The sequence below is a fragment of the Cereibacter ovatus genome (assembly GCF_900207575.1).
In the GTDB taxonomy this organism is placed as follows: domain Bacteria; phylum Pseudomonadota; class Alphaproteobacteria; order Rhodobacterales; family Rhodobacteraceae; genus Cereibacter_A; species Cereibacter_A ovatus.
Genome location: NZ_OAOQ01000008.1, coordinates 48,553 through 69,921, shown reverse-complemented (window position 1 = coordinate 69,921; position 21,369 = coordinate 48,553). Strand labels below are relative to the sequence as shown.

General features: G+C 67.3%; 20 protein-coding genes and 1 pseudogene. 6 read left to right on the top strand and 15 right to left on the bottom strand.

Translation table 11 applies throughout. The features are described 5' to 3' along the window. Nucleotides 1–69: 69 nt before the first annotated feature. The gene (locus CRO07_RS10460) at nt 70–1,743 is read left to right on the top strand and encodes a hypothetical protein (protein WP_097030640.1); all 1,674 of its coding nucleotides are present in this window, start codon (nt 70–72) and stop codon (nt 1,741–1,743) included. A gap of 41 nt (nt 1,744–1,784) precedes the next feature. Here CRO07_RS10460 and CRO07_RS10455 read toward each other — a convergent pair whose 3' ends face one another. Next, nucleotides 1,785–2,471 carry a DnaA N-terminal domain-containing protein gene (locus CRO07_RS10455; protein WP_097030639.1) on the bottom strand — a complete coding sequence of 229 codons (687 nt, stop codon included), beginning with the start codon at nt 2,469–2,471 and terminating at the stop codon, nt 1,785–1,787. A gap of 362 nt (nt 2,472–2,833) precedes the next feature. On the opposite strand from CRO07_RS10455, the gene CRO07_RS10450 reads away from it, so the two are divergent. Both CRO07_RS10450 and CRO07_RS10445 read left to right on the top strand, forming a co-directional pair. Continuing rightward, nucleotides 2,834–4,141, top strand: coding sequence for an AAA family ATPase (locus CRO07_RS10450; protein ID WP_097030638.1), 1,308 nt, complete (start codon nt 2,834–2,836; stop codon nt 4,139–4,141). Continuing rightward, on the top strand, nt 4,138–5,199 hold the full coding sequence (locus tag CRO07_RS10445; RefSeq protein ID WP_328589334.1) for a ParB N-terminal domain-containing protein: 1,062 nt from the start codon (nt 4,138–4,140) through the stop codon (nt 5,197–5,199). The genes CRO07_RS10450 and CRO07_RS10445 overlap by 4 nt, the downstream gene beginning before the upstream one ends. Nucleotides 5,200–5,565: 366 nt before the next feature. Here the strand turns inward: CRO07_RS10445 and CRO07_RS10440 are convergent, their stop codons facing one another. Beyond that, nucleotides 5,566–8,016, bottom strand: a complete 2,451-nt coding sequence (locus CRO07_RS10440) for a GcvT family protein (protein WP_097030637.1) — start codon at nt 8,014–8,016, stop codon at nt 5,566–5,568. A gap of 144 nt (nt 8,017–8,160) precedes the next feature. Here CRO07_RS10440 and CRO07_RS10435 point away from each other — a divergent pair, with 144 nt between their 5' ends. Both CRO07_RS10435 and CRO07_RS10430 read left to right on the top strand, forming a co-directional pair. Further along, nucleotides 8,161–8,715, top strand: coding sequence for a helix-turn-helix domain-containing protein (locus CRO07_RS10435; protein ID WP_097030636.1), 555 nt, complete (start codon nt 8,161–8,163; stop codon nt 8,713–8,715). 194 nt (nt 8,716–8,909) lie between these two features. Beyond that, on the top strand, nt 8,910–9,386 hold the full coding sequence (locus tag CRO07_RS10430; RefSeq protein ID WP_097030635.1) for an RrF2 family transcriptional regulator: 477 nt from the start codon (nt 8,910–8,912) through the stop codon (nt 9,384–9,386). Here the strand turns inward: CRO07_RS10430 and CRO07_RS10425 are convergent. The 13 genes and pseudogenes from CRO07_RS10425 to CRO07_RS10365 all read right to left on the bottom strand — a co-directional run bounded on the left by CRO07_RS10425 (nt 9,383) and on the right by CRO07_RS10365 (nt 20,188). After that, nucleotides 9,383–9,994: an ABC transporter permease subunit gene (locus CRO07_RS10425; RefSeq protein ID WP_097030634.1), complete on the bottom strand. Its 612-nt coding sequence runs from the start codon at nt 9,992–9,994 to the stop codon at nt 9,383–9,385. The genes CRO07_RS10430 and CRO07_RS10425 overlap by 4 nt on opposite strands. Further along, nucleotides 9,991–11,580 carry a transporter substrate-binding domain-containing protein gene (locus CRO07_RS10420; protein WP_176504546.1) on the bottom strand — a complete coding sequence of 530 codons (1,590 nt, stop codon included), beginning with the start codon at nt 11,578–11,580 and terminating at the stop codon, nt 9,991–9,993. The genes CRO07_RS10425 and CRO07_RS10420 overlap by 4 nt, the downstream gene beginning before the upstream one ends. Further along, nucleotides 11,577–12,353 (bottom strand): class I SAM-dependent methyltransferase, encoded by a 777-nt coding sequence (locus tag CRO07_RS10415; protein ID WP_097030632.1) that lies wholly within the window; start codon nt 12,351–12,353, stop codon nt 11,577–11,579. Before CRO07_RS10415 ends, CRO07_RS10420 begins: the two co-directional genes overlap by 4 nt. Before the next feature lie 8 nt (nt 12,354–12,361). Further along, nucleotides 12,362–13,564, bottom strand: a complete 1,203-nt coding sequence (locus CRO07_RS10410; protein ID WP_097030631.1) for a transporter substrate-binding domain-containing protein — start codon at nt 13,562–13,564, stop codon at nt 12,362–12,364. After that, complete coding sequence (locus CRO07_RS10405) at nt 13,561–14,001, bottom strand: GPW/gp25 family protein (RefSeq protein WP_097030630.1); 441 nt, start codon at nt 13,999–14,001, stop codon at nt 13,561–13,563. Before CRO07_RS10405 ends, CRO07_RS10410 begins: the two co-directional genes overlap by 4 nt. Before the next feature lies 1 nt (nt 14,002). Next, nucleotides 14,003–14,302 (bottom strand): PAAR domain-containing protein, encoded by a 300-nt coding sequence (locus CRO07_RS10400; protein ID WP_097030629.1) that lies wholly within the window; start codon nt 14,300–14,302, stop codon nt 14,003–14,005. An 11-nt stretch (nt 14,303–14,313) separates the two neighbouring features. Further along, complete coding sequence (locus CRO07_RS19070) at nt 14,314–15,357, bottom strand: phage baseplate assembly protein V (protein WP_141400053.1); 1,044 nt, start codon at nt 15,355–15,357, stop codon at nt 14,314–14,316. A gap of 16 nt (nt 15,358–15,373) precedes the next feature. Continuing rightward, nucleotides 15,374–15,499, bottom strand: a pseudogene (locus tag CRO07_RS19065) (phage tail protein); the annotation flags it as partial. Then, on the bottom strand, nt 15,492–15,950 hold the full coding sequence (locus tag CRO07_RS10385) for a phage tail protein (RefSeq protein ID WP_097030627.1): 459 nt from the start codon (nt 15,948–15,950) through the stop codon (nt 15,492–15,494). The pseudogene CRO07_RS19065 and the gene CRO07_RS10385, both read right to left, overlap by 8 nt. Nucleotides 15,951–15,963: 13 nt before the next feature. Then, nucleotides 15,964–18,144, bottom strand: coding sequence for a cadherin-like domain-containing protein (locus tag CRO07_RS10380; RefSeq protein WP_097030626.1), 2,181 nt, complete (start codon nt 18,142–18,144; stop codon nt 15,964–15,966). Between the two features lie 13 nt (nt 18,145–18,157). Next, nucleotides 18,158–18,892: a hypothetical protein gene (locus CRO07_RS10375; protein ID WP_097030625.1), complete on the bottom strand. Its 735-nt coding sequence runs from the start codon at nt 18,890–18,892 to the stop codon at nt 18,158–18,160. Further along, nucleotides 18,889–19,479, bottom strand: coding sequence for a DUF4255 domain-containing protein (locus CRO07_RS10370; RefSeq protein ID WP_097030624.1), 591 nt, complete (start codon nt 19,477–19,479; stop codon nt 18,889–18,891). Before CRO07_RS10370 ends, CRO07_RS10375 begins: the two co-directional genes overlap by 4 nt. A 76-nt stretch (nt 19,480–19,555) precedes the next feature. Beyond that, entirely contained in the window at nt 19,556–20,188 is a 633-nt protein-coding gene (locus CRO07_RS10365) for an eCIS core domain-containing protein (RefSeq protein WP_204840004.1), read from the bottom strand. Between the two features lie 226 nt (nt 20,189–20,414). On the opposite strand from CRO07_RS10365, the gene CRO07_RS10360 reads away from it, so the two are divergent. Continuing rightward, a complete protein-coding gene (locus CRO07_RS10360; protein WP_097030623.1) occupies nt 20,415–21,350 on the top strand; it encodes a hypothetical protein in 936 nt (311 codons plus the stop codon). The last annotated feature ends 19 nt before the right edge of the window (nt 21,351–21,369 follow it).

Here is a 21,369-nt window from a genome sequence, read left to right as displayed (position 1 = left end):
GGGCGCAGGAAACGTCTTGATTGCACGCGCCGCACAGGGTTCAATCATCACGGGAACCGGAGGCGTTCGATGACCCGTGCAAGATCCGCCGCCCCTGCGCCACGACAGACCGGGAACCGCCGGGCCGGCACCGGCCGGGTGCCCTCGGGTGGCGCCTTGCTGGCCTTGCAGGGCACCGCCGATGCCGGGCCGGTGCCCCGCCCGCTGCACGCGCTGCAATGCCTTGCCGACGACGCGCTGGCCGCCGACGGGCTGCGGCTTCGCCCGCCGCCCACCGCGATCGCGACGAAGGGGCCGACGATACAGCGCGTGGGCGAAGCCAAGCAGGACATCGCGCTGCTTCCCGAACCCCTGCCCCCCGCCAAAGAGCCCTATTCCGTGGGCAAGACCAAGCTTGCGGATGCGGCAAAGGCCGCCAATGTCGCGCGCAAGAACGCCAAGGATGACCACTGGGCCAAGATCAAGGCGCGGTCCGAAGGCAAGCCCGCCGACCGCAAGGGCATCAATGCCGCCTATGCCACGGTCCTGAAGGACATCACCTTTGAAAGGTTCCTGTTGCAGCAACCGGCCTTCGCCCCGCCGCCCAGCAAGGAACCCACCAAGCTTTTCGCCACGGCCGGCACCGGCACGAAAACCATCGGCTATGCCCCGACCGGCACCGAAACGGTGGATGTCGCAACGCTGACCCCGCGAACCTATACCAAACTTGCCAAGCAGCCCGACGAAGCCAAGCGCGCCATCTTCACCGGCGGCGCGGACAAGAAGGAATATGTCGAGGACAAGCTGGGCGTGAAAACCCGCCGCTATGCCTTTGTTGAAAAGAATTTCCATCAGATGATGGAATTTTTCGGCACCGGCTTCATGGAGGGCCGCTTTCAAAGCCTTGTCCGCGCCGGCACCGGCGCCGAACGCCCAGATGTGCGCAAGCCCGGGCAACAGTCCATCGCGAAAGACTATCAGCGCGGACCCAAGGGCACCCTGTCCGACACCCAGCTGGCCTTTGTCCACCAGCACAAGGGCAGCGGCGATCACCAGCGCGGGCTTTCGCTGACCTCGACCCCGCGCAAGGGCGAAACCATCGGCAACGCAGGCGAGAATTTCCGCACCGACGACGGCTTCATGCTGAAGATCGACCTGGCCCGTATCCCGACATCCGAGGCGGCGCCGATCCTGCTGAACCACTACGCGACGGGCGGGGTCCGCGAAAACCTGGGCGATGTCAGAAACCCCGTGAAAAACGGCAAAAACTACAAGTATGATGAAAGCGTTACCAAGAACCGCGAACTTTACCTTGAGTTCCTGCGCCCGGAATATGTCGTCGAGATCGAGTATCACCCGAAAAAGGCCGTGGGCGACACGGGGTCGAAATCCTTTGCGCTGAAAGATTATTCCACGAACGAGGAATTCATGAACGCGGTCAGGACCGCCTCGGCGTTCGACAAGTATCAGCTGGGGTTTGACAGCGCGCTGAAGGGCGAACCGCTGCAAGTGCCAAGCAACACCGACGCCACCTGCAAGAAGGGCTGGGACACCGCAAGCCTGTATGTCGACGCCTATGACAAGACCACCAAACCGACCACGCCGGGCATCACGACGGTCGATCCCTTTGCGGAAAAGGCAAAGTATTTCACCGGCCCCCCGAGCGAGTTCACCATCATCAAGATCGCCCGCATCCATGCCATGACCGGCCGGCCCAAGATCAGGAAGCTGGCCGATCTTGGCCCCAAAGGTCCGACCATCTGACCGGCGCCACGGATGAAATACCTTTTTGACCGCGTGGCCGCTTATCCGTTTCCCACGACCTTGCACCGGCACGAGGCGCCGAAACAGGCGCGCACGCAGGCATCCAGCTCTTTCATCAGATGCGTGGCGATATACTGGGCGGCAAAGGGCGACGGCGCGCGCAGCGTCAGTTCATCCTCGTGATGCGCGGCGACCGTCAGACGCGAAAACCATGATGCGAAATGCGCCGGCTGGCTGTACTCAAGCAGGCGCAGCGCCCTGCCCCACGGCCCGTCGGGCGCCTCGGCCTGCCTGGGCGGCGCCACGGCCGGCCGATCCGGTGGCGGCACCGGCACCGCATGGCGCGCGGCCATCCGCTCGACGAAATCGGGGCCGACACGATCCCACAGGTCTTCGGTCTGGCGATACAGCGCGCCCATGTCCAGACTGTAGGCCGCCACCCTGCCCTTCACGCCCGGCCGCTTCAGCCGCAGAAATCCCGCCGCCAGCAGCCGCTTGGTTTCGCGCTTTGCCGTGCGCTCATCGACGGACCAAAGCTGCGCCATCTCTCGCTGGCCGATCGTCACCTCGTCGCGGGCCCAGTTGTAGCGCGCCGTCACCAGCGCCATCAGCCGCAGAACCGAGGTCTGCATCACACCGCTTGCCGCCAGCCCCTTGACCGCAAGCGCCGTCAGGATGTCATATTTCTCGGCACCCGAACCGGGCCCCGCCAGTCGCACATGTTGCATGTCGGGCCTTCACTGCTCGATCGGCTTGATCCGCCGATTCCTTGTCTTTGAAACTGTGCCAGCTTCGCGTTATTTGTCAAATGTTTTCAGAAGACGGGATTTCTGCGCCCTGATACCCAAATCAGTGATTTGAGGTATAAAGGGTAATGGGTGACAGCGTGTCTGTCACCGAATCCGGCCCGTTCTGTCACCCAAACCCGGTATCAGCGCGCCGCTGTGTCACCCCATCTTGCGAAAGTGTTGCCGCAACGCACGCTGTTCGACCCTGCGCCGCCAAGAACGCGATATCCGAAAAGTTTCAGTTTGTCGGATTCGCGAAATCGCGCTATTCAGAAATCCGGGCACAAAAACGCGAGATCAAAATGCGTGACTTCAGCTATCTGCAAGAGATGAACGAACGAAGCCTGCTGCAACAGGCGGCCGTTCGCAAGGCGACCTTCTCTCCGTCCGAGACCAAAAGCCTGCGGCCGTTCTCGATCTGGGAGATCAGCACCTTCATGTTCAACGTGCCCGCCGACACGCTGCGCAAGAAGCTGGCCGAAGACCCCTCGTTGCCGCAAGGCGTGGTCGAGGAAGAGGGCCGCCAACGCTGGTTCACGCTGGCCGAGATCAACGAACTGCGCCGCCGCATCCGCTTTCGTGGCAAGTCGCTGCTGCCCGAACGGCCGAAAGGCCGGGCGCTGCGGGTGGCGGTGTCGAATTTCAAGGGCGGCGTGGGCAAGACCGTGGTCGCCCAGCATCTGGCCAATGCCGCCGCACTGGACGGCTATCGCGTGCTGGTGGTGGATTTCGATCCGCAGGCCACGCTGACCCATTCGATGGGGCTGGTCGAGGTCAAGGAATGGGACACGGTCTGGGGCATCATGTGCCGCGATCTGTGCAAGGAAGCCGACCGGATCATGGAAACCTATGACGATCCGGCCGACTGCCCCTACCCCGCCGCGGACGAACTGCCCAAAGACGTGCAGGAAATCGGCACGATGCGGGTGCAGGATTTCATCCAGCACACCGCATGGCCCACCATCGACATCATCCCGTCCTGCGCCAATGCCGCCTTTGTCGAATTCGCCTCGGCGCAGTATCGGTCTCTGCACAAGGCATGGTCGTTCTTTGGCTGCGTGGCGCGCTATCTGGATGAACTGCCTGAAGATCAGTATGACCTTGTGATCTTCGACTGCCCGCCCGCCATCGGATATCAGTCGCTGAACGCGGCCTTTGCGGCCGATCTGCTGTATATCCCCTCGGGTCCGGGCTACTGGGAATACGATTCCACCACCTCGTTTCTGGGCCAGCTGGGGGATGCGTTGCAGGAAATCTCGGTCGGGTTCGAACGGATCGCGGCCGATGCCGGCATCCGCCTGCCCAAGCGGTTTCTGGATATCCGGGTGCTGATGACCCGGTTCGAGCTGTCAAACCCGCTGCATGTCGCGATGCTGGAAGCCTTCCGCAACGTGTTCGGCGCCGATGTCTGCCAGCACCCGATCGAGATGACCCGCGCGGTCGAACAATCCGGCCGGTTCCAGATGTCGGTCTATGAACAGGACTACCGCGAAATGACGCGCGAGACCTGGAAACGGGCGCGGCAGTCCTTCGACCACGCCTATGACGAGTTCAAGGGAACCCTGCTTCGGGCCTGGAAGGAACGCAACGCGCAGAAAGAGGCGGCATGATGGGCAGCAAAGGCAACCGTTTCGGGATCGGCCCGATCGATACCCCGGCCGCGGGTCTGCCGCGCCGCAACCGCGATCCCGGGCCGATGGGGGTGGCCGTCCGCGAAAGTGCGGCCAGCGCGCAGGAAGCCAGCGATGCGCTGATCGAGCAGCGCCGCCAGAACGCCGCCGATGCGCGCGAATTCCGCGCCGCCAAGGACGAGGGCAGGGTTCTGGTTCCGCTTCCGATCAACGGGATCGGGCTGGACGATCTGCCGCGCGACCGCCTTGACCTTCAGGGGGTGGCGGCCAGCGACGAGATGGAAGAGCTGAAGGCCTCGATCCGCGAACGCGGCCAACGAGAGCCGATCGAGGTGTTCCTGACCGCCGACGGCCGCTATCAGTTGAAAAAGGGCTGGCGGCGGCTGACGGCGCTGCGTCAGTTGCACGCCGAAACCGAAGATCCCCGCTTTGCCTTTGCCATCGCGCGCGTGACCGTGGCCGATGCCGACCGGGTCGGGCTTTATGTCGACATGGTCGAAGAAAACGTGATCCGGCAGGATCTGAGCTTTGCCGAGATGGCCCAGATCGCGATCTCGCTGGCGGCCGATCCGCAGGCCGGGATTGCCGACCCCGAGGCGGCGGTGGCGCGGTTGTATCGGTCGCTTCACAAGGTCAAGCGCGCCTATATCCGGTCCTTTGTTGCGCTGATGGCGCAGATCGGACCCGACCTGCCGTTCCCCAAGGCGGTGCCGCGCGATCTGGGTGTTGAGGTCGCGCGCCGTCTGGCCGAGGGGCTGAAGATCCCGCGCGACCAGCTGGCCGCCTGCCCGACGCCCGAGGATCAGAACCGCTTTCTGCGCGACCTGCTGGCGGGGGCCGCGCCGGTCACGGATGCCGCGCCCGCCGATCCGGCGACCGCACGGCAGAAATACGAATTCCATGTCGGGGAAACCAAGGTCACCGCCCGCAACGGCGAGTTTCGCCTGCGCGCGGTCTTTGACTATTCCGGGGTTGAACGCCGCGTGCTTGAACGTGCGGTGCGGGCGTTTCAGGATGTGCTGGCCGGCAAGGATTAGGGGCAGGGGTTACCGGCCGGTAACCGGGCCGGTCGGTGCCCCCGCAGCATGGGTTACCGGCCGGTAACCGCGGCGTGCGCCCCGGGGGGCGACATGGCATCCGGGCCTGATTGCGGGTGCCCCGGCGGCCAGATGCCAGATAAATGCGCATGATATCAAGGCGATGGATCGGCGCCTTCATTTCCGGCGGGGCAGGGGCGGTCCTTGGGGTGGACGGCGCCGATCGGCTGTGCCGCCTGAAACCGCTGCGCCAACCCTGTCGGTCGGCGCAGCTGGCGCGGCCATCCGCGGGGCGATCGTCCCGGCCACTGACCTCGGCGCGGTCAGTGGCTGAAGGCTGGCAGGCCGGGCGCAGGGCAGGGGGCCTTAGCCCTTCACCCGCAGCGAGCGCGGATCGTAAAGCGGCGACAGGCTTGCCTCGGCCGCGATCCGCCGGCCGGCCACCTCGATCTGATAGCCCGAGGCCAGCATCTCGGCCGCGCTTTCCCCCGGCGCGGTGCAGGGCACATAGCCCAGACCGATCGCCGCCCCCAGCGCATGGCCATAGGCGCCGGAACTGATCTGTCCCACGATCCGGCCATCGCGCAGGATCGGTTCGTTGTGAAACAGCAGCGGTTCGGGATCGGTCAGGCGGAACTGCATCAGTCGGCGCGACACCCCAAGGGCGCGGCGGGCCAGCACAGCCTCGCGGCCGATGAACGGCCCCTTGTCCATGTCCACCGCAAAGCCCAGACCGGCCTCAAGCACATGATCCTCGTCGGTGATGTCATGGCCGAAGTGGCGATAGGCTTTTTCGATCCGGCAACTGTCCATCGCATGCAGGCCGCACAGCCGCAGGCCAAGGTCGGCGCCGGCGGCTTCCAGCACCTCGAAGGCATGGGCGGCCTGTTCGGTCGGGATGTAAAGCTCCCACCCCAGTTCGCCGACATAGGACACGCGGTGCGCCCGCGCGAGGCCAAGGCCAAGTTCGATCTGGCGGGCGGTGCCGAAGGGAAAGGCCGCGTTGCTGAAATCTTCGGGGCTGACCCGTGCCATCAGATCGCGTGACAGCGGGCCCATCACCTCGATCACGGCTTCGGCCGCGCTGATGTCGGTGACCACGGCAAAGGCATCGCCCAGATGCGCCCGCACCCATGCCAGATCGCGCTGAAGCGTCGCCGCCGGAACCACCAGCAGAAACGCGGTTTCCGACAGCCGGGTAACGGTCAGGTCGCTTTCGATGCCGCCGGCCTCGTTCAGCATCTGGGTATAGACGATGCGCCCCGGTGCCACGTCGATCCGGTTGGCGCAAAGCCGGTTCAGCACGGCGCAGGCATCGCGCCCTTCGACCCGGATCTTGCCGAATGACGACATGTCGAGAAGGCCCACCCCCTCGCGCAGGGCCATATGTTCCGAACGACTGTTCGGAAACCAGTTCTGCCGGCCCCAGGAATAGCGATAGTCGCGCGTCTCGCCTTCGGCGGCGAACCAGTTCGCGCGTTCCCAGCCGGCCACCTCGCCAAAGACGGCGCCGCGGGCCTTCAGATGTTCGTGCAGCGCCGAGCGGCGCACGCCCCGCGCGGTCGCCATCTGGCGATAGGGGAAGTGGTCGGCATAAAGCAGGCCCAGCGTTTCGGTCACCCGTTCGCGCAGATAGCGGCGGTTCTTCTGGAACGGCTGGGCGCGGCGGATGTCGACCTCCCACAGATCGAAGGGCGGGCGGCCGGCGTCCATCCATTGCGCCAGCGCCATGCCGGCCCCCCCGGACGAGACGATCCCGATCGAGTTATAGCCCGCCGCGACCCAGTAGCCTTTCACCTCGGGCGCCTCGCCCAGATAGTAGCGGTCGTCGGGGGTGAAGCTTTCCGGGCCGTTGAAAAAGGTGTGGATGCCGGCCTTGGCCAGCATCGGCATCCGCGCCACCGCCTGTTGCAGGATCGGCTCGAAGTGGTCGAAATCCTCGGGAAGCTGGTCAAAGCAGAAATCCTCGCGGATGCCGTCCATGCCCCAGGGTTTCGCCACCGGCTCGAACGCGCCAAGCAGGATTTTTCCCGCGTCTTCCTTGTAATAGGCACATTCGTCGGGCACCCGCAGCACCGGAAGCCGGGTCAGGCCGGCAATGGCTTCGGTCACGATGTAGAAATGTTCGCAGGCATGAAGCGGCAGGGTGACGCCGTTCTTTGCCGCCAGATCGCGCCCCCACATGCCGCCGCAATTGACCACCATGGCGGCGGCGATATGGCCCTGTTCGTCGCCCGCCTGCCAGTCCACCCCGGTCACCCGGCCGCGGTCGGTGGTGACGCGCAGGGCTTTTACCCCTTCGACGATCCGGGCGCCGCGCATCCGCGCGCCTTTGGCCAGCGCCAGTGCGATATTGGCCGGGTCGGCCTGCCCGTCGCCCGGCAGATGCACGCCGCCCACCACGTCGGCGGTGTTCAGATGCGGATACATCGCCGTGACCTCGCCGGGGGACAGCGGGTTCACCTCGACCCCGAAGACGCGGGCCATGGATGCCTGCCGCAACAGTTCCTCGTGCCGGGCCGCGGTCAGGGCGACGGTCATCGATCCGCGTTGGCTGAACCCGGTGGCAAGGCCGGTTTCGGCCTCAAGCCGGCGGTAAAGATCGGCCGAATATTTCGCCAGCCGCGTCATGTTCTGGCTGGCGCGAAGCTGGCCGATCAGCCCCGCCGCGTGCCATGTCGTGCCGCAGGTCAGGTGCCGCCGTTCCAGCAGGACGATGTCGGTCCAGCCCAGTTCGGCCAGATGATAGGCGACGGAACAGCCAGAGATCCCGCCTCCGATGATGACGACGCGGGCGGAAGGCGGCAGATCGGGCATGGGGCACCTTGGCGTGGGGTTTTGGGCAGACTGCGGCCGCAAAAATGAAAAAGCAATCATCAAATTTCACAGCGATGATGCGCGCCCAAGGTGGCTTCACATCTCGCGGTGAAAGGCGTTACCTTGCCCCGACGGAGGACAGGCATGAACGACCGTATCGGTGATGACATCCGCGCCCTGCGCAAGGCCCGCGGCATGACGCTGGCGCAGGTGGCGGCGGCCTTGGGGCGGTCGGTCGGCTGGCTTAGCCAGGTCGAACGCGGCCAAAGCGTGCCGTCGGTGCAAGACCTTGGCCGGATTGCCGAACTGTTTGATCTGAACATCAGCTTTTTCTTCCGCTCGGCCGCGCGCCACCCCCAGGAACAAGGCCGGATCGTGCGGGCCGCCGACCGCAGCCGGATCGGCTCGCCCGGAAGCGGCCTGACCGAGGATCTGTTGTCGCCCGGTCTGGCCGGATCGTTCGAGATGATCCGATCGGTCTTTGCCCCGCGGTCGAAAAGTCGGGGGCTGCGCAGCGGCGTCGAGAAAGAGGATGGCGGCGTGGTGATCGCGGGCCGGCTGATCCTGCGGATCGGCACGCTGACGGCGGAACTGGGACCAGGAGACAGTTTCCAGTTCCGCGGCGAAGACTATGCCTGGGAAAACCCGGGCGATGAACCGGCCGAGGTGCTGTGGGTGGTGTCGCCCCCGGTCTATTAGCGGCCTTCGCCCGCGCCGACCTTGGTGGCGCCCGGCCGGCACATCCCCGCCGCGGCCCGCCCGTCACCCGACCGCAAAGCCCCCGAAACGGTGCCGCCCCCATCGTCCGGGGGCGGACCCCGGCTGCCAATCGGCCCCTGCCGCGGGCACCGATTCCGCTTGTCGCGCCGCAGGCGGGGCCATAGGTTTGGGCGATGATCACGCAGAAGATGAAATACGCGCTGAAAGCCCTGATGGTGCTGGCCGAGGAACGCGCGGCCGAGCGTCGGGCGCTGCGCATCGAGGATATCGCCGCGCGCTCGGGCACGCCGAAGCGGTTTCTGGAACACATCCTGCTTGACATCCGCAACGCGGGCTACATTGCCAGCCTGCGCGGCCGCTCGGGCGGCTATCTGCTGATCAAAGAGCCGTCACAGATCCCGCTGAGCGAGCTTTTGCGCATGATCGACGGCCCCATCGCGCCGCTGCCCTGCCTGTCGCGCCGGTCCTATCAGCCCTGCGAGGATTGCACCGACGAAGCCGCCTGCCGCATCCGCAAGGTCTTTGCCGAAATCTTCTGGTCCTACCTGCTGCTGATCGAATCCCTCACCCTCGCAGATCTTGTCAGAACCCCCGCCGCCGCCGAACAGATCATGGCCGCGCCAACACAACCCGCCGCCGAACAGGACTAGGAACCCCGGGCCCAACCTGTCACGCGCCGCAACAGCCAGCTGGCCGCCAGACCCGCCACGATGAACCAAAGCGCGACATAGCCATAGGTCAGCAGCAGGAATTCGGGCCGCTGGTCCTGCGCGATCAGGCGGTTCGCGCGGCCCACGATCTCATCCGCGCCGATGACCGAGGCGGTGGACGAGGCCATCAGGATGATCAGCAGATATTGCAGCCATGCGACAAGGAAGGTCGCGCCGGCCTGGGTGTCGCCCGCGCTGCGTTGCCGACGGTAGCCCTGCGCCTGATCGGATACGAACCCCACCACCGGAATCGTCAGCGCAACCGTCGCCTTGATCCAGAGCGGGACGGTCACGATGCGGCCCGCCAGATCGACCTCGACCGGCAACAGGAAAGCCACATAGAACAGCAGCACGAAGCTGGGGACGTTGCGGCAAAGGCTGGTGGCAAACAGCGCAGGCCCCGACAGCCACCACCGCCCGCTGCCGCGCAGCGCGGCAAGCATGGCGCCGATCGTGCTGCCCAGCCCCATCGCCAGCGCCGAAATGGCCAGATTCAGCGCAAAACCCTGCGCCAGAAACGGGGTGGCGGCGATCAGGGCCGCGATCATCGCCCCACCCCCAGCAGGCGCCGCGCGGCGCGAAAGATCGCCACCACCGCCATCACGAACAGGAAATAGAACAGCAGCAGAAGGTTCATCAGCACCACCGGGCTTGCGCCCTGCGCGACAAGCGCATTCACCGTGGCGATGATCTCGGTCAGGGCGATGGCGCTGGCCATGCCGGCGGCCTTCACGATGTTGACCGACACCGCCACCAGCCCGTCGAACGACCGCAACAGCGCCGCCGGCAGCAGCGTGGTCAGCCGGGCATCGGGGCGCTGCGCCTGTTCCATCTTCAGCGCGGCCGAGATCATGACCGCGTTGCTGGCCCCGGCATAGGCCGACAGGATCGCCCCGGCGACCACAAACGCCCCTGGCGTGATCCCCCAGCGGCTGGCCATCAAAGAGCCCAGCCCGAAAAAGACGATATACAGTTGCAGGATCGGCGGCACCATCCGCGCCACCGTCACCACCCCGCGCACCGGCAGGCGCAACAGCCACAGCCTCGCCGCCGCGTGGTCGGCCATTCCCAGCGCCACCCCGGCCAGGATCGAGCCGGCGATCGCCGTGGCGCTTAATCCCACCGTCAGCCACACCCCCCGCGCCAGCGCCGCCCGCGCGAACGGGTCGAACAGAACGCCAAGGTCAAGCCCGGTCGCCGCCGCGATCCGCCCCGCCCATAGAGGCAGGGCGACGGGCGCGCCGCCGGTGCGCAGGCCCCGGCCGGCCAGACATTCGGCGGGCCATTGGCCATCGGGCAGACGCAGGCACAGCCCCTCGGCCGACCAAAGACGCCGCATCTGCGCCAGAAAGGCGGTTTCGGGCAGGCCATGCGCGGCGCGGCGGTCGATCAGAAAGCCGGTCCGGTGCCATTCGGCCACGGTATCGGCGACAAAGCGGCCAAGGGGGGCCGCGCCCTCGCCACGGGCGACCGCCATGACCCAGGGCACGGTCAGGATCTGGGGCAGGGGGGTCTCGGTCAGGCCGCGGGCATCGGCGGCAAGGGTGCTGCGGGCCAGCGTGGTGTCAAACGCCCAGCCGACGCAGCGCCCGTCCAGCAGCGCCTGAAGCGCGGTCGCATTGGTGGGAAATGTCAGCGCCTCAACCAGATACAGCTCGGCCAGGGGGCGGTTGTAATAGGCGCCCGCCGTCAGGCAGATCGCGCGGCCGCGCAACTGGCCCCAGTCGGTGAAGGGAAAGCCGGGCCGGACGAACAGGCCCACCCCGCTTTGGCCATAGGGCGGTTGGATCACATCGGCCATCCGGCGGCGTTCCTCGGTGTCGCCCATGGTGGCGATCACCAGATCGATGGCGCCCTGATCCAGCAGTTGCAGCCGGTTTGCGGCGCTGACCGGGCGCAGCTCCAACCCGACCCCCAGCCGGCGGGCAAGCTCGGCGGCAAGGTCGGGTTCGATCCCGACGATGGCGCCGGTGGCATCGCGGATGCCCCAGGGCGGATAGTCGGCCTTGACCCCGACGATCAGCCGGCCGCGGTCCAGGATATGCGCGATCCGGCCCGTGTCGGGCGGTTCGGCCCCCGCCGCCAGCGGCCAAAGCAGCAGCAGCAGCAGCCAAAGCGCCAGAAGCCGCCTCATGCCGGGACCGCCTCGGCCAGCAGGCCATAGCCCCAGCAGGCGGGGCAGGGCGGTGTCAGCGCCGCATCCAGCAGGCGGGGCGCGCGGCCCGCCAGCAGCCATGCCTCGGGCAGGACGCTTTCGGCGCGCAGGCGGGCCACGGCAAAGCCCGCCGCCGCCAGTTCCGCCGTCAGGCTTTCGGGGTCGAACAACTGATAGGGCAGGCACAGTTCGGCCCCCGCGATCTGCCGGCGATAGTGGATCGCGCCCTCGGCACCGGCATGGCGCTGTTCGCGGGCAAAGCGGCGGCGGCGGTTCGGCACCGACAGCAGCAGCCGCCCGCCCGGCGCCAGTGCCGCCCGCATCCGCGCCAGCGTCTGAAGCCGCGCGGCACGGGGCAGGATATGGCCCAGCACGCCGAACAGGCACAGCATCAGATCCGCCGGCCCGTGGCGCGCGACATGGCGGGCCAGATCGCCGGGATCGGGGCCCAGCACCTGCACCGGCGCCCCGCCCTGCGCCGCCGCGCGGGCGCGCAACAGATCCAGCCCCGCGGCCGAAGGGTCGAACCCCGCCGCCAGCCGCACCCCGTCCTTCAGCGCCAGAAGATAGCGCCCGCTGCCACAGCCAAAGTCGATCAGATGGGTCCGCGGCCCCGCCAGCCGCCGGGCATGGGCCAGAACCCGCGGATTGGGTGCCGGATAGCGCCGGTCATAGCTGCCGCTTTGATAATACAGCGCATAGGAACGGATTGTGCCTTCGGGGTCGGACGATCCGGGGTCAAGGCGGGCCATGGGCGGGGTCATTCCGGGCGGATCGCGCCGGCGCCAAGCGCGCCTTCGATGCGGGCGCGCCATTCCGGCTGGCGCATCTCGTCGATCAGGATACGGTCGATCCCGTCGCGCAGCGCGGGGCGGTGCGGGGTGATGCCCCAGCCATACGCCTCGCTGACATAGGTGCGCGGCTGCACGGTGAACCGGCCGGCATAGCGGTCAAGCCGCGCCAGATAGGACAGCGCCACCCAGTCGCCCAGCACGACATCGACGGTTCCCGCGGCCAGCAGGTCGGCGGCCTCGGCCCATGTGGGCGTCAGCAGGCACAGCGGCCCCTGCGCCGTGGCGGGGGCGGGGGCCGCGCCACAGCGCAGACCGGCCCGATCGCCCAGACGGCGGGCGGTGTCGTGCAGGAAGTCCTCGGCGGTGGAGCCGGCAAGGACGGCCACGCGCATCCGAACCACATCCTCGATCGGCAGCGCGGTCCGCGCGCCGATGGCGCCGACAAAGGCCGAGGTCAGCACCCCGAAGGCGGTGGCCGACAGCGCGGTGCCGACCACGGCCAGGAAGATTTCCAGAATTCGCCCCGCCGCACGGCGAAAGGTGCTGCTGACCCCTTTCAGGCCGATGGTGCGGGTCACCGCCTCGATCACATAGGCGGTGGTGGCGGCAAAGGGGCCCATCTCGGCTTCCAGCCCCTTGCCTTCGGCGCGCAACGCCCAGCGAAATAGCAGCGCCACGACAAGGTTCAGCGCCAGAAAGCCCAGAACCGCCCGCACCACGCCCGGCTGGGTGACGGTATCGACCACCACACCCGCGGCATGGCGGAAATCGATCGCGCCGCTGTCGCGCTGCATCACCGTCAACCCCGAGGACAGGTATTGCTGTGAAAAGGCGTAACTTTCCATCCGCGCCGCGGTGATCGTCAGCGGCGAGATCACCACATCCAGCCCCCCCGAGGCCAGCGCCTCGCCCTGATCGCGGATCGAGGGGCAAAGGACAAACTCGGTGCTGCCGATCAGCCCCCGGGCGCGCAATTCGCGTTCGGCGATCTGCCACATGTCGATGGCAAGACCGCGCGCCACGCCATGGCGGTCGAAATCGACAAAGGGAATGGCGGGGCGGATGCCCACCGCCACATCCACGCCGGGGCTTCGGTCAGGGCAGGCCGCCCCCGCCGCGCCCGCCGCAAGACAGGCCAGCAGCGCGGCCGGAAGGGTCGCGGCCTTCATTGCGCAACCGGGGTTGAGGTGACCAGCGTGCCTTCCTCGGCATAGAACGGAAAGACGATGTTGTGGCGCGAGTTGGTGGCCTGAACCTCATACTGCAAATGGACGCGCATCCGGCCCTGCGCCCAGTCGTCGAACTCGGCCCGGACGGAAAGGACGGCGATCCGGGGTTCGAAATGCAGGATCGCGCGGGCGATGGCGGTTTCGATCGACTGGGCGGTGGCGCCGGTCATCGGCTCGAACAGCAGGTCGTGGATGCGGCAGCCATAGGTGGGGTGCATCAACCGCTCGCCGGGGCGGGTTTCGAACAGGATGCGCAGGCTTTCCGCGATGTCCTCGGCGGCCTCGACCATGCGCGCGGTGCCATGCAGCGGATCGAAGGCGGGCGGAAAGGCCCAGCCGCGTCCCAGAAAGCCCGGATCATCGCCGGTCGTGGCCATCCTAGCCCCCGATCATCACGGTGGGAAAGCCAAGCGCGATCACCCCGCCATGGGCGGTGGTGTCGCCCATCCGCGCCGCGGGTTTGCCGCCGATCATCACCGTGGCAGAGCCTTTCACGATGCTGTCGGGCGGCCCTACGCAGACGCAACTGTCGCCCAGCACCGCGGCCGGCAGGCTGCCGATCAGCACCGTGGGCACCCCCGGCCCGACCACCGGCCCGCCGACATGGGGGATCGGCGGCAGGCCCGGGGTCTGCATCGGGCAGGTGTGCAGGTCGGTGATCCGTGCGGCGGGTGGCATCGCGGTTCCTTTCAGTTGATCATCACCATGGCGCCCTTGACGACCGTCTGCCCCCCGGCGCTGAGTTCAGAGGTGGCGCCCCCCTTGGCCTTCACCCCGACCGAGCCGTCCAGCGTCACGTTCAGCCCCTTGGCCGTCACATCACCCGAGGTCGAGCTGATCGTCACCGCGCCCTGCGCCTTCAGATCCAGCGTGCCCTTGCTTTCAAGCGTGACGCCGGCCTGTGCCATGGTCAGCGTGTTGCCGGTCAGGTCTTTCAGGTGCAGCTCTTTGGTGTCGTCGTTCATCTCGACGCTGTGGCCGCCCGGGGTCAGAAGGGTCAGGATCTTCTTGTCGTCGTCGAAGGTGATCGACAGGCCGGATCGCGTGGTCAGCCCCTTCAGTTCGTTCTTTTCGGTGGCGGGGCGGGCGCGGGCGATCTTGCCGCTGTGCAGCGCGCCCAGCACCACCGGCGCGGCCGGATCGTCAGAGAAAAAGCCCACCACAACCTCGTCTCCGATCTCGGGCAGGAACTGGATGCCGGCGCTGGCGGTGGCATGGGGTTGGGCAAAGCGCGCCCACAGCGCCACCGGCGGATCGCCCGACAGCGGCAGTTGCACCTGGATCATGGTGGCATCGCCAAACGGGTTGCTGTCGCCCGGATCCAGCAGCGCCGCCACCGTGCCGATGTGAAGCCCCTGCACCGGCGCCACAAGGCCGCCCGCCCCCGGCGCGGCCACACCCGCCCCGTCGCCGCGCCAGTCCTGCGGCAGGCCAAGCCGCGCCTTGGTGATCCAGTTGCCGCCCGTCAGCACATGGGTCACCCCCGACACCAGCGCCGTGCCGCCCATCCGCGCGCCCACGCCCGCAATCGTCAGCCCGTCGCCCGGCCCCGCCAGCGTCGTGCCCTGATAGGAACAGCGGCCCTGCATCGCCGCCAGCCCCACCCGCGCCGCCCGCGCCGTCGCGACGGATGACAACGACACCTGCCCCTCGGAATAGGGCAGGGTGGTCTGGCGGGTGCGGCTGCCGGTGGCGCATCTTTTCGGGCAGACGATGCAGGAAGCGGTTTTCACCGCCTTCTTGCAAGGTCGTGACCTCGATTTCCATTTCAAGCCCGCCGACTTCCTGAAAGGCCGCGTCCGCGATGGCGGGATCGCCCCCGGTGAAACTGACCGAGAAATGAAAGGCGACGGGCAGGGCGAAAGGATCAGGCATTTTCGATGGTGAAACCCTCGTGGGCGATTTCGACCGTTTCGACCGCGACTTCGTTGCCGTCGGCCTTCAGGTCGGTCCCCGAGATCTTGACCGGAAAGGCGTTCTGCACCTTCCAGACCATCGTCGGATTGCCTTCCTGATCCAGCAACGAGATCGTCAGCGCCTTGCGCTTGATCGTGTTCATCTTGACCTCTGCGAACCAGTCCCAAAGCGCGTTGTCCTTGACGAACACGCCCTTCTTCATGGTGATGTTCGAGGTCTTGACCATCCCCGGCATCTTGATCTTGGAAAATGTTTTCGAATTGCCGGCGCGGTATTCGATCGCCTCGGTTTCGATATCCAGCCCCGAGACCTCTTGAAAGGCGACCTCGGTATCGTCCCATTTCACCTGGAAATGGAACTTGGGCAGCGGCCATATCGCCTGGGTCTGGGCAGAGCCGTCGTCAGCCATGGGTCAATCTCCCTCAGGATTTCTGCATCTGTTGCTGGAAGGTGATCTCGATGAATTCGGCCGGGCGGGTGACCGCGACCAGAACGGTGACGCGCAGGATGCCTTCCAGCACGTCTTCGGGGGTCATGGTCTGGCCAAGGCCCACAAAGACGCTGAAGGCGTCGGCCGGCACCGCCCCGGCAAGCCCGCCCTGCTTCCAGACCGAGGTCAGGAAATTCTCGATCATCGAGCGGATGGTCACCCATGTCTGGGCGGTGTTGGGTTCGAACACATAGGCTTTCGCCGCCAGCCGGATCGATTCCTCGATCATGATCATGGTCCGGCGGACGTTGATATAGCGCCAGTCAAGGCTGTTGCCGTCCAGCGTCCGCGCGCCCCAGACCAGCGTGCCTTCGCCCACGAAGGGGCGGATGGCGTTGATCGATTTGCCGGTGGTCGAGACGTTCAGATCTTCCTGTTCCTCGTGGTTGATGTTGACGCGCGGCGCCACGACCGAGTTCAACGAGACATTGGCCGGCGCCTTCCACACGCCCCGGCTGTTGTCGACCATGGTATAGATCCCCGCCATGCCGGCGCCGGGCGGCAGGCAGTTTTCGCGCTTGGCCATGGTTTCCATGATCGTGCCATAAAGCGGAACCAGCGCGCGAAGGGTCTTGTCGATGGTCTCGGGCGAGGGGCCTTCCTGCCGGACCGGGCTTGCGCCATCCACCAGCACGCGGATGTCGCCACTGGCCAGGGGCTTGTCTTCCTTGAAGATCGTGTAGCTGGCCTTGGCCTCGGGGCCGGCGAAGGCGGGGTCGGGCTTGAAGGTGACCTTGCCGCCATCCGCGACCGCCCATGTCCCCACGCCGGGAATGGCGCGGGTGCGGCCGTCGGCTTCGCTGGCATCGGCCAGCCGGATCGAGGCGGGATCGCCCTCGGGGTGGTCGGCGGCCACGTCGATCTCGATCATGGTGCCGGCGCTGATGTCCTTGGGCGCCAGAACGCCGCCCACCACCTCGACCTTCAGGGGGATCGTGTCCGAGGCGATGTCCATCTCATCGGTCACCACAAGGTCGATCCGGCCGGCGGCACTGGTGCCGTCGTGCTTGAAGCTGACCCGGCCGGCGGCAATGTCGTCCTGCGTGAAGCTGGCCAGCGCGCTGCCGTCGTCGGTCTTGACGAAGCTGCCGCCGGTGATCTTGCGCGGCGCCCTGTAGGTCAGGCCGGTCAGGTCGCTTTCGTCATCCTCGGCTTTCAGATCCTGTTCGGTGACAAGGATGGTGCCGCCCTTGGGCACCGACAGGGTGAAATCGCCCGAGACGGTGGGCGCGCCGATGCGGTCGATCTCGCGCGCAAGGTCGGGGTCGCGGCGCACCGACTGCTTCAAAAGCGACATCATCGCGCGGTGGCTGGCGGGGTCGATGTTGCGATAGCTGAAGTCGCGGCCCTGAAAGATCGAGGTGTCCAGCCACGGGAAATAGGCCGCGCCGAAATCCAGCTGATTGATGCCGATGTCGTTGCGGAAGGTGGCGACGGGGTTGCCCAGCGGGTCTTTCTGGCCCATGTGCCCGCCGAAAATGTCCAGGATCGCAAAGCGGTTGCGCATCTCATAGCCGCAGTGCTTCAGCATCGCCTGCTGAACCTTGACGCAGTTCTGCCGGCTGAGGCGCGTGGCCTCGGGGATGACCAGCATGGTGGGTTCGGGTTCGGATTTCAGCGCGTCGATGGCACGCAGCATCGCTTCGGCGTCGATCGCGGTATCGACCAGCGCGCCGCTTTCGTCGCGCATCCGGTAATTGCCCACCGAGACCACATAGCACGGCCCGCCGCCGTTCTGGAAAAACAGCCGCATGGCGGCGAACAGCGCGAAGGCCGGGCCCTTCTGCTTCAGTTCAAAGCGTTTCTCACCGACCGGAAAGATCGCCCGCGGCAGCGCATCGGGCAGCGCCGCGCCATCGGCCGACAAGGGCGAGGGGCCGGCCGGATCGGCCGCTTCCACGATCTCGTATCGGGGGTCGGGGGCGCCGCCGAAATAGCTGACATATTCCGAGAACGAGCTGATGCGGAACGGCGTCATCGTCAACGAGACAGTGCCGTTCATCGCCTTTTCGGTATAGCCGATGAAGGCGGGCACTGCCGTCGCCACCTGCACCACCGAATTGGGAAAGGCGTTCTTTTCCACGACATAGACGCCGGGGGTCTTCATGGCCATGGCCAGGGCTCCTCTACCAAAGGCATATGAAAATGTCCGATTGCAGGATGCCGGGCGGCTGGCCGTCCGGCGCGGGGCGCAGGTTTGTCCCGCCCGCAGGCAGAACCGACACCAGCGCAAGCGGGTCGTAGGGGGCGGGTTGATCCAGTTCCAGCCGCAGCCGCAGGTCCGACCGCGCCGCCAGCGGCAGCGGCCGCGTCGATCGCAACACCCGCGCCGCCCGCCCGTCCGGCAGCGGTTCCGTTCCCAGATCCTCGAATGTGCAGGTCCGGGCGGGATCGACGACGCGGATCGGCCCGGCCGCGGCCTGTCCCGTGACGTGATAGGCCCACAGCGCCTGCACCGGCTGGCAGATCAGCCGCAGCCGCGGGTCGGCCGGGCGGGGGGCCACCAAAAGCCGGCACAGCCGCGCATCGCCGGGCGCCCGCGGCAGGCTGGCACCCGGATCGGGCGGAAAGGCCACGGTGGTGGCATCGGCGGGCACCTCGATCACCGGGACGGCGGCCGCGTCCCAGCCCTGTGTCAGCCCGGCCAGGCGCGGCTCGGTTGTCAGGATGTCCAGCGCGATCCGGTCGGGGGCGGGGCTGTCGTCGGGCAGCGCCAGCAGGGCGCGCGGCCCGCTGGATTTCAGCACGATCCCCGCCCTGGCCAGCCTGTCGGGTTCGGCCGCAACGGCACGAAGCGGGGCCGCCGTGTCGCCCCAGAAGCCGTGATGCAGCGCAAGATCCAGCGCAAGCGCGTGTTTCATGGCGCGCCCCCGGACCCAGGCAATACGGTGGGGGCGGTGCTGCGGATGGCAGGCTCGATCGTTTGCACCGCGTCGGCATCCAGTGTGCAGGAGCGGATTTTCAGCAGCACCGAGGGCACATAGCGCCCGCCGAGGTTGCTCCAGAGTTGGCTGATTTCCTCGATCCGCAGGTTTGCCAGTTCAAAGGACAGTCGGTCGATGCCCGTGGGCAGGTCGGGTGCGCTTTGCGTGGTCAGCAGCGGTTGGGCCTGAAAGAAAAGCAGCGCCGCCGACAAGAGTTTCAGCCCTTCCAGATAGCGGTCCGGTTCATGCGCCGAGGCCAGCACGGCATAGATGTCCAGATGCACCGGCCGCGCCGTCCGCACCGTGCCGCCTGCCGTGCCGCGCCCGCCCTGTGGGCCGCGCGGCACGGTATCTTCGGCGATGTTGACCACGAACAGCGCAAGGCGGTTTTTCACCGTATCGGCGGGTTTGCCCTCGGCGTCGGTCAGGGGGGCCAGCATCACCACCGGCTCGCCGGTGCGGAAGCGGGCGGCCAGATGGCCGTTCAGGCGCTCGACCGTGGTGTTGAGCGCCCGGTCGATCATGGCGCTGGCGCCTGCGACATGTGCCGGCCGCTTTTGGCCGGGGTGCCGATCGGGCAGGGGGGGCGCGGTTGCGGGCTCATGTCCGGCGCGCGGCTTTGGCGCCCATCCGGTCGGCTTCCTGTTCCAGCGCCGGGCTGTCGTTCACCGGAACGCCCGCCACTTCGGTGGTGGGGGCGACGCGGCCGGCGGCCTGCTGGACGACATGCCAAGCCTCGTGTGGCAGGTGGTGGTCCTGTCCCGGGGCAAGGTGGATGTCGTGCCCCTGTGCAAAGGCATGGGCGCCGACCCTTGCGGGCTGGGCCGAGTTGCGGTGCACCCGGACGCCTTCCATCGACTGGCCCGACAGGCTTTCGATCCCGCTGCGCAAGCCCGCGGGAAGGCCGCCCGCGGGGCTGTCGGGCATGGCTTGCAGGGCGGTCTTGCCGTCCTGACCGGCCGCTTGCAGGGCGTGGCCTTGCAGGGGCTCTTCCTCCTCCGGTCCGGCGCGTTGGATGGCGTGGCCTTGCAGGGGCTCTTCTTCCTCAAGCCCGGCGCGCTGCACCGCGGCCCGGTCGGTCAGGGCGTGCAGCGCCTGCACTTGCGCGCTGCCTGTGGCCATCGACTTCAGCGCGGCGGTCCGGGCGTCCGGCTCTGCCTTGCGCCCGCCCGTCATCACGGACCCCGACCGCGCGCCGGTCCGGCCGCGGTCGCTCAGGAACGAATGGGCCATTGGCCTCCTCCCTTTTCGTCCTTGCGCGATTGACTGACAGGTAACCACAGGTTGAACCAATCTGGCAAGCTCAATCATTTCGCGACTTTTTCGCTACGGGGTTGAAGATCGCTTGCCAGAACAAGCGAATTGTTTACCATCGGATCGCGGTATGGTTGTGATCGTTCGCGCGGGCGGTGCCGCTGTCATCCGCGCCGTGCATCAGCCAAGCTGACGCGGAGTCCCGATGACTGGCAGCCGAGCCCTGTCCCGATCCATCGCCACGTCCGTCCTTGTGCTGGGCGGGCTGATCCCGGTGGCCTGCGGCGAGGTGGCCGACGACATCCGCGCGACCGAGGCCGCGGAAAAGCTGGGCTTCGGGGTCGAGGTGCCCTGCGACATCAACCTGTATCAGCAGCGCCGGATGACCGGCGCCTTCCTGCAACGCCCGGTGGGCACGGCGGGGGGCGTGCCGCTTTACGTCTCGGGCAAGGCGGTGGCGCGGGGCGACGCGGGGCCGCTGCCGCGCAATCTGGTGATCGAGGGCAAGACGATCCGCGGCCTGACCCCGGCCGAGGAAGGCGGCGCGGCCCGGCTGGAAGGCACGCGCCGCGCCGTGGCCCGGCCGATCCCGGGCCTTGGATCGGGCGACCGGCTGCCGCAGGCTTACTGGCTGGGCTACCGGCTGGAGGGGGTCGACTACGACGGCCCCCTTGTCGTCGGCATGAGCCCCACCGCAACCGAGATCCCGATGGCGGGCGAGGCGGTGATGACCGGACCGCTGCATGTGACCTTTGCCCCCACCGGCGGCGCGGTGACCACGGCGCGGGGGCGGTTCTCGCTGGTCATCGGCCATGGCACCGGGCGGGCGGCCTTTACCGCCAGCGATTTCGTGGTGGACAGCGGGCCGCCGCTGCCCTTTGCGCGGATGTCCTGGACGCGGCTGGGGGTTTGCGCGCCGCGGGTGGTGTCCAGCGGGCAGGGCCGGGTCGGCTTTACCGATGCGGCGGGGATGCGGGTGCCGATTCTGCCGACAGCGGCCGAACCGGCCGCCCGGCTGAGTTTCGAAAGCAGCCAGTTTGCCGGGGCGGCGCGGCCCGGCCCACCGGGGGCGGTGGGCGGGATCTTCGCGGTTCAGGGCAATGCGGCCAATCTGGAAGGGGTGTTCGTCTCGCAACCCTGAGGGATACGGGCCGATGTCG

Coding starts and splice junctions, on each gene's coding strand:
- CRO07_RS10360 (WP_097030623.1), top strand. CDS start 20,415: ATGACTGGCAGCCGAGCCCTGTCCCGATCCATCGCCACGTCCGTCCTT.
- CRO07_RS10420 (WP_176504546.1), bottom strand. CDS start 11,580: ATGAGGCGGCTTCTGGCGCTTTGGCTGCTGCTGCTGCTGCTTTGGCCG.
- CRO07_RS10445 (WP_328589334.1), top strand. CDS start 4,138: ATGATGGGCAGCAAAGGCAACCGTTTCGGGATCGGCCCGATCGATACC.
- CRO07_RS10380 (WP_097030626.1), bottom strand. CDS start 18,144: ATGGCCATGAAGACCCCCGGCGTCTATGTCGTGGAAAAGAACGCCTTT.
- CRO07_RS10375 (WP_097030625.1), bottom strand. CDS start 18,892: ATGAAACACGCGCTTGCGCTGGATCTTGCGCTGCATCACGGCTTCTGG.
- CRO07_RS10410 (WP_097030631.1), bottom strand. CDS start 13,564: ATGAAGGCCGCGACCCTTCCGGCCGCGCTGCTGGCCTGTCTTGCGGCG.
- CRO07_RS10440 (WP_097030637.1), bottom strand. CDS start 8,016: ATGCCCGATCTGCCGCCTTCCGCCCGCGTCGTCATCATCGGAGGCGGG.
- CRO07_RS10385 (WP_097030627.1), bottom strand. CDS start 15,950: ATGGCTGACGACGGCTCTGCCCAGACCCAGGCGATATGGCCGCTGCCC.
- CRO07_RS10370 (WP_097030624.1), bottom strand. CDS start 19,479: ATGATCGACCGGGCGCTCAACACCACGGTCGAGCGCCTGAACGGCCAT.
- CRO07_RS10425 (WP_097030634.1), bottom strand. CDS start 9,994: ATGATCGCGGCCCTGATCGCCGCCACCCCGTTTCTGGCGCAGGGTTTT.
- CRO07_RS10405 (WP_097030630.1), bottom strand. CDS start 14,001: ATGGCCACGACCGGCGATGATCCGGGCTTTCTGGGACGCGGCTGGGCC.
- CRO07_RS10400 (WP_097030629.1), bottom strand. CDS start 14,302: ATGCCACCCGCCGCACGGATCACCGACCTGCACACCTGCCCGATGCAG.
- CRO07_RS10365 (WP_204840004.1), bottom strand. CDS start 20,188: ATGGCCCATTCGTTCCTGAGCGACCGCGGCCGGACCGGCGCGCGGTCG.
- CRO07_RS10430 (WP_097030635.1), top strand. CDS start 8,910: ATGATCACGCAGAAGATGAAATACGCGCTGAAAGCCCTGATGGTGCTG.
- CRO07_RS10460 (WP_097030640.1), top strand. CDS start 70: ATGACCCGTGCAAGATCCGCCGCCCCTGCGCCACGACAGACCGGGAAC.
- CRO07_RS10455 (WP_097030639.1), bottom strand. CDS start 2,471: ATGCAACATGTGCGACTGGCGGGGCCCGGTTCGGGTGCCGAGAAATAT.
- CRO07_RS10450 (WP_097030638.1), top strand. CDS start 2,834: ATGCGTGACTTCAGCTATCTGCAAGAGATGAACGAACGAAGCCTGCTG.
- CRO07_RS10435 (WP_097030636.1), top strand. CDS start 8,161: ATGAACGACCGTATCGGTGATGACATCCGCGCCCTGCGCAAGGCCCGC.
- CRO07_RS10415 (WP_097030632.1), bottom strand. CDS start 12,353: ATGGCCCGCCTTGACCCCGGATCGTCCGACCCCGAAGGCACAATCCGT.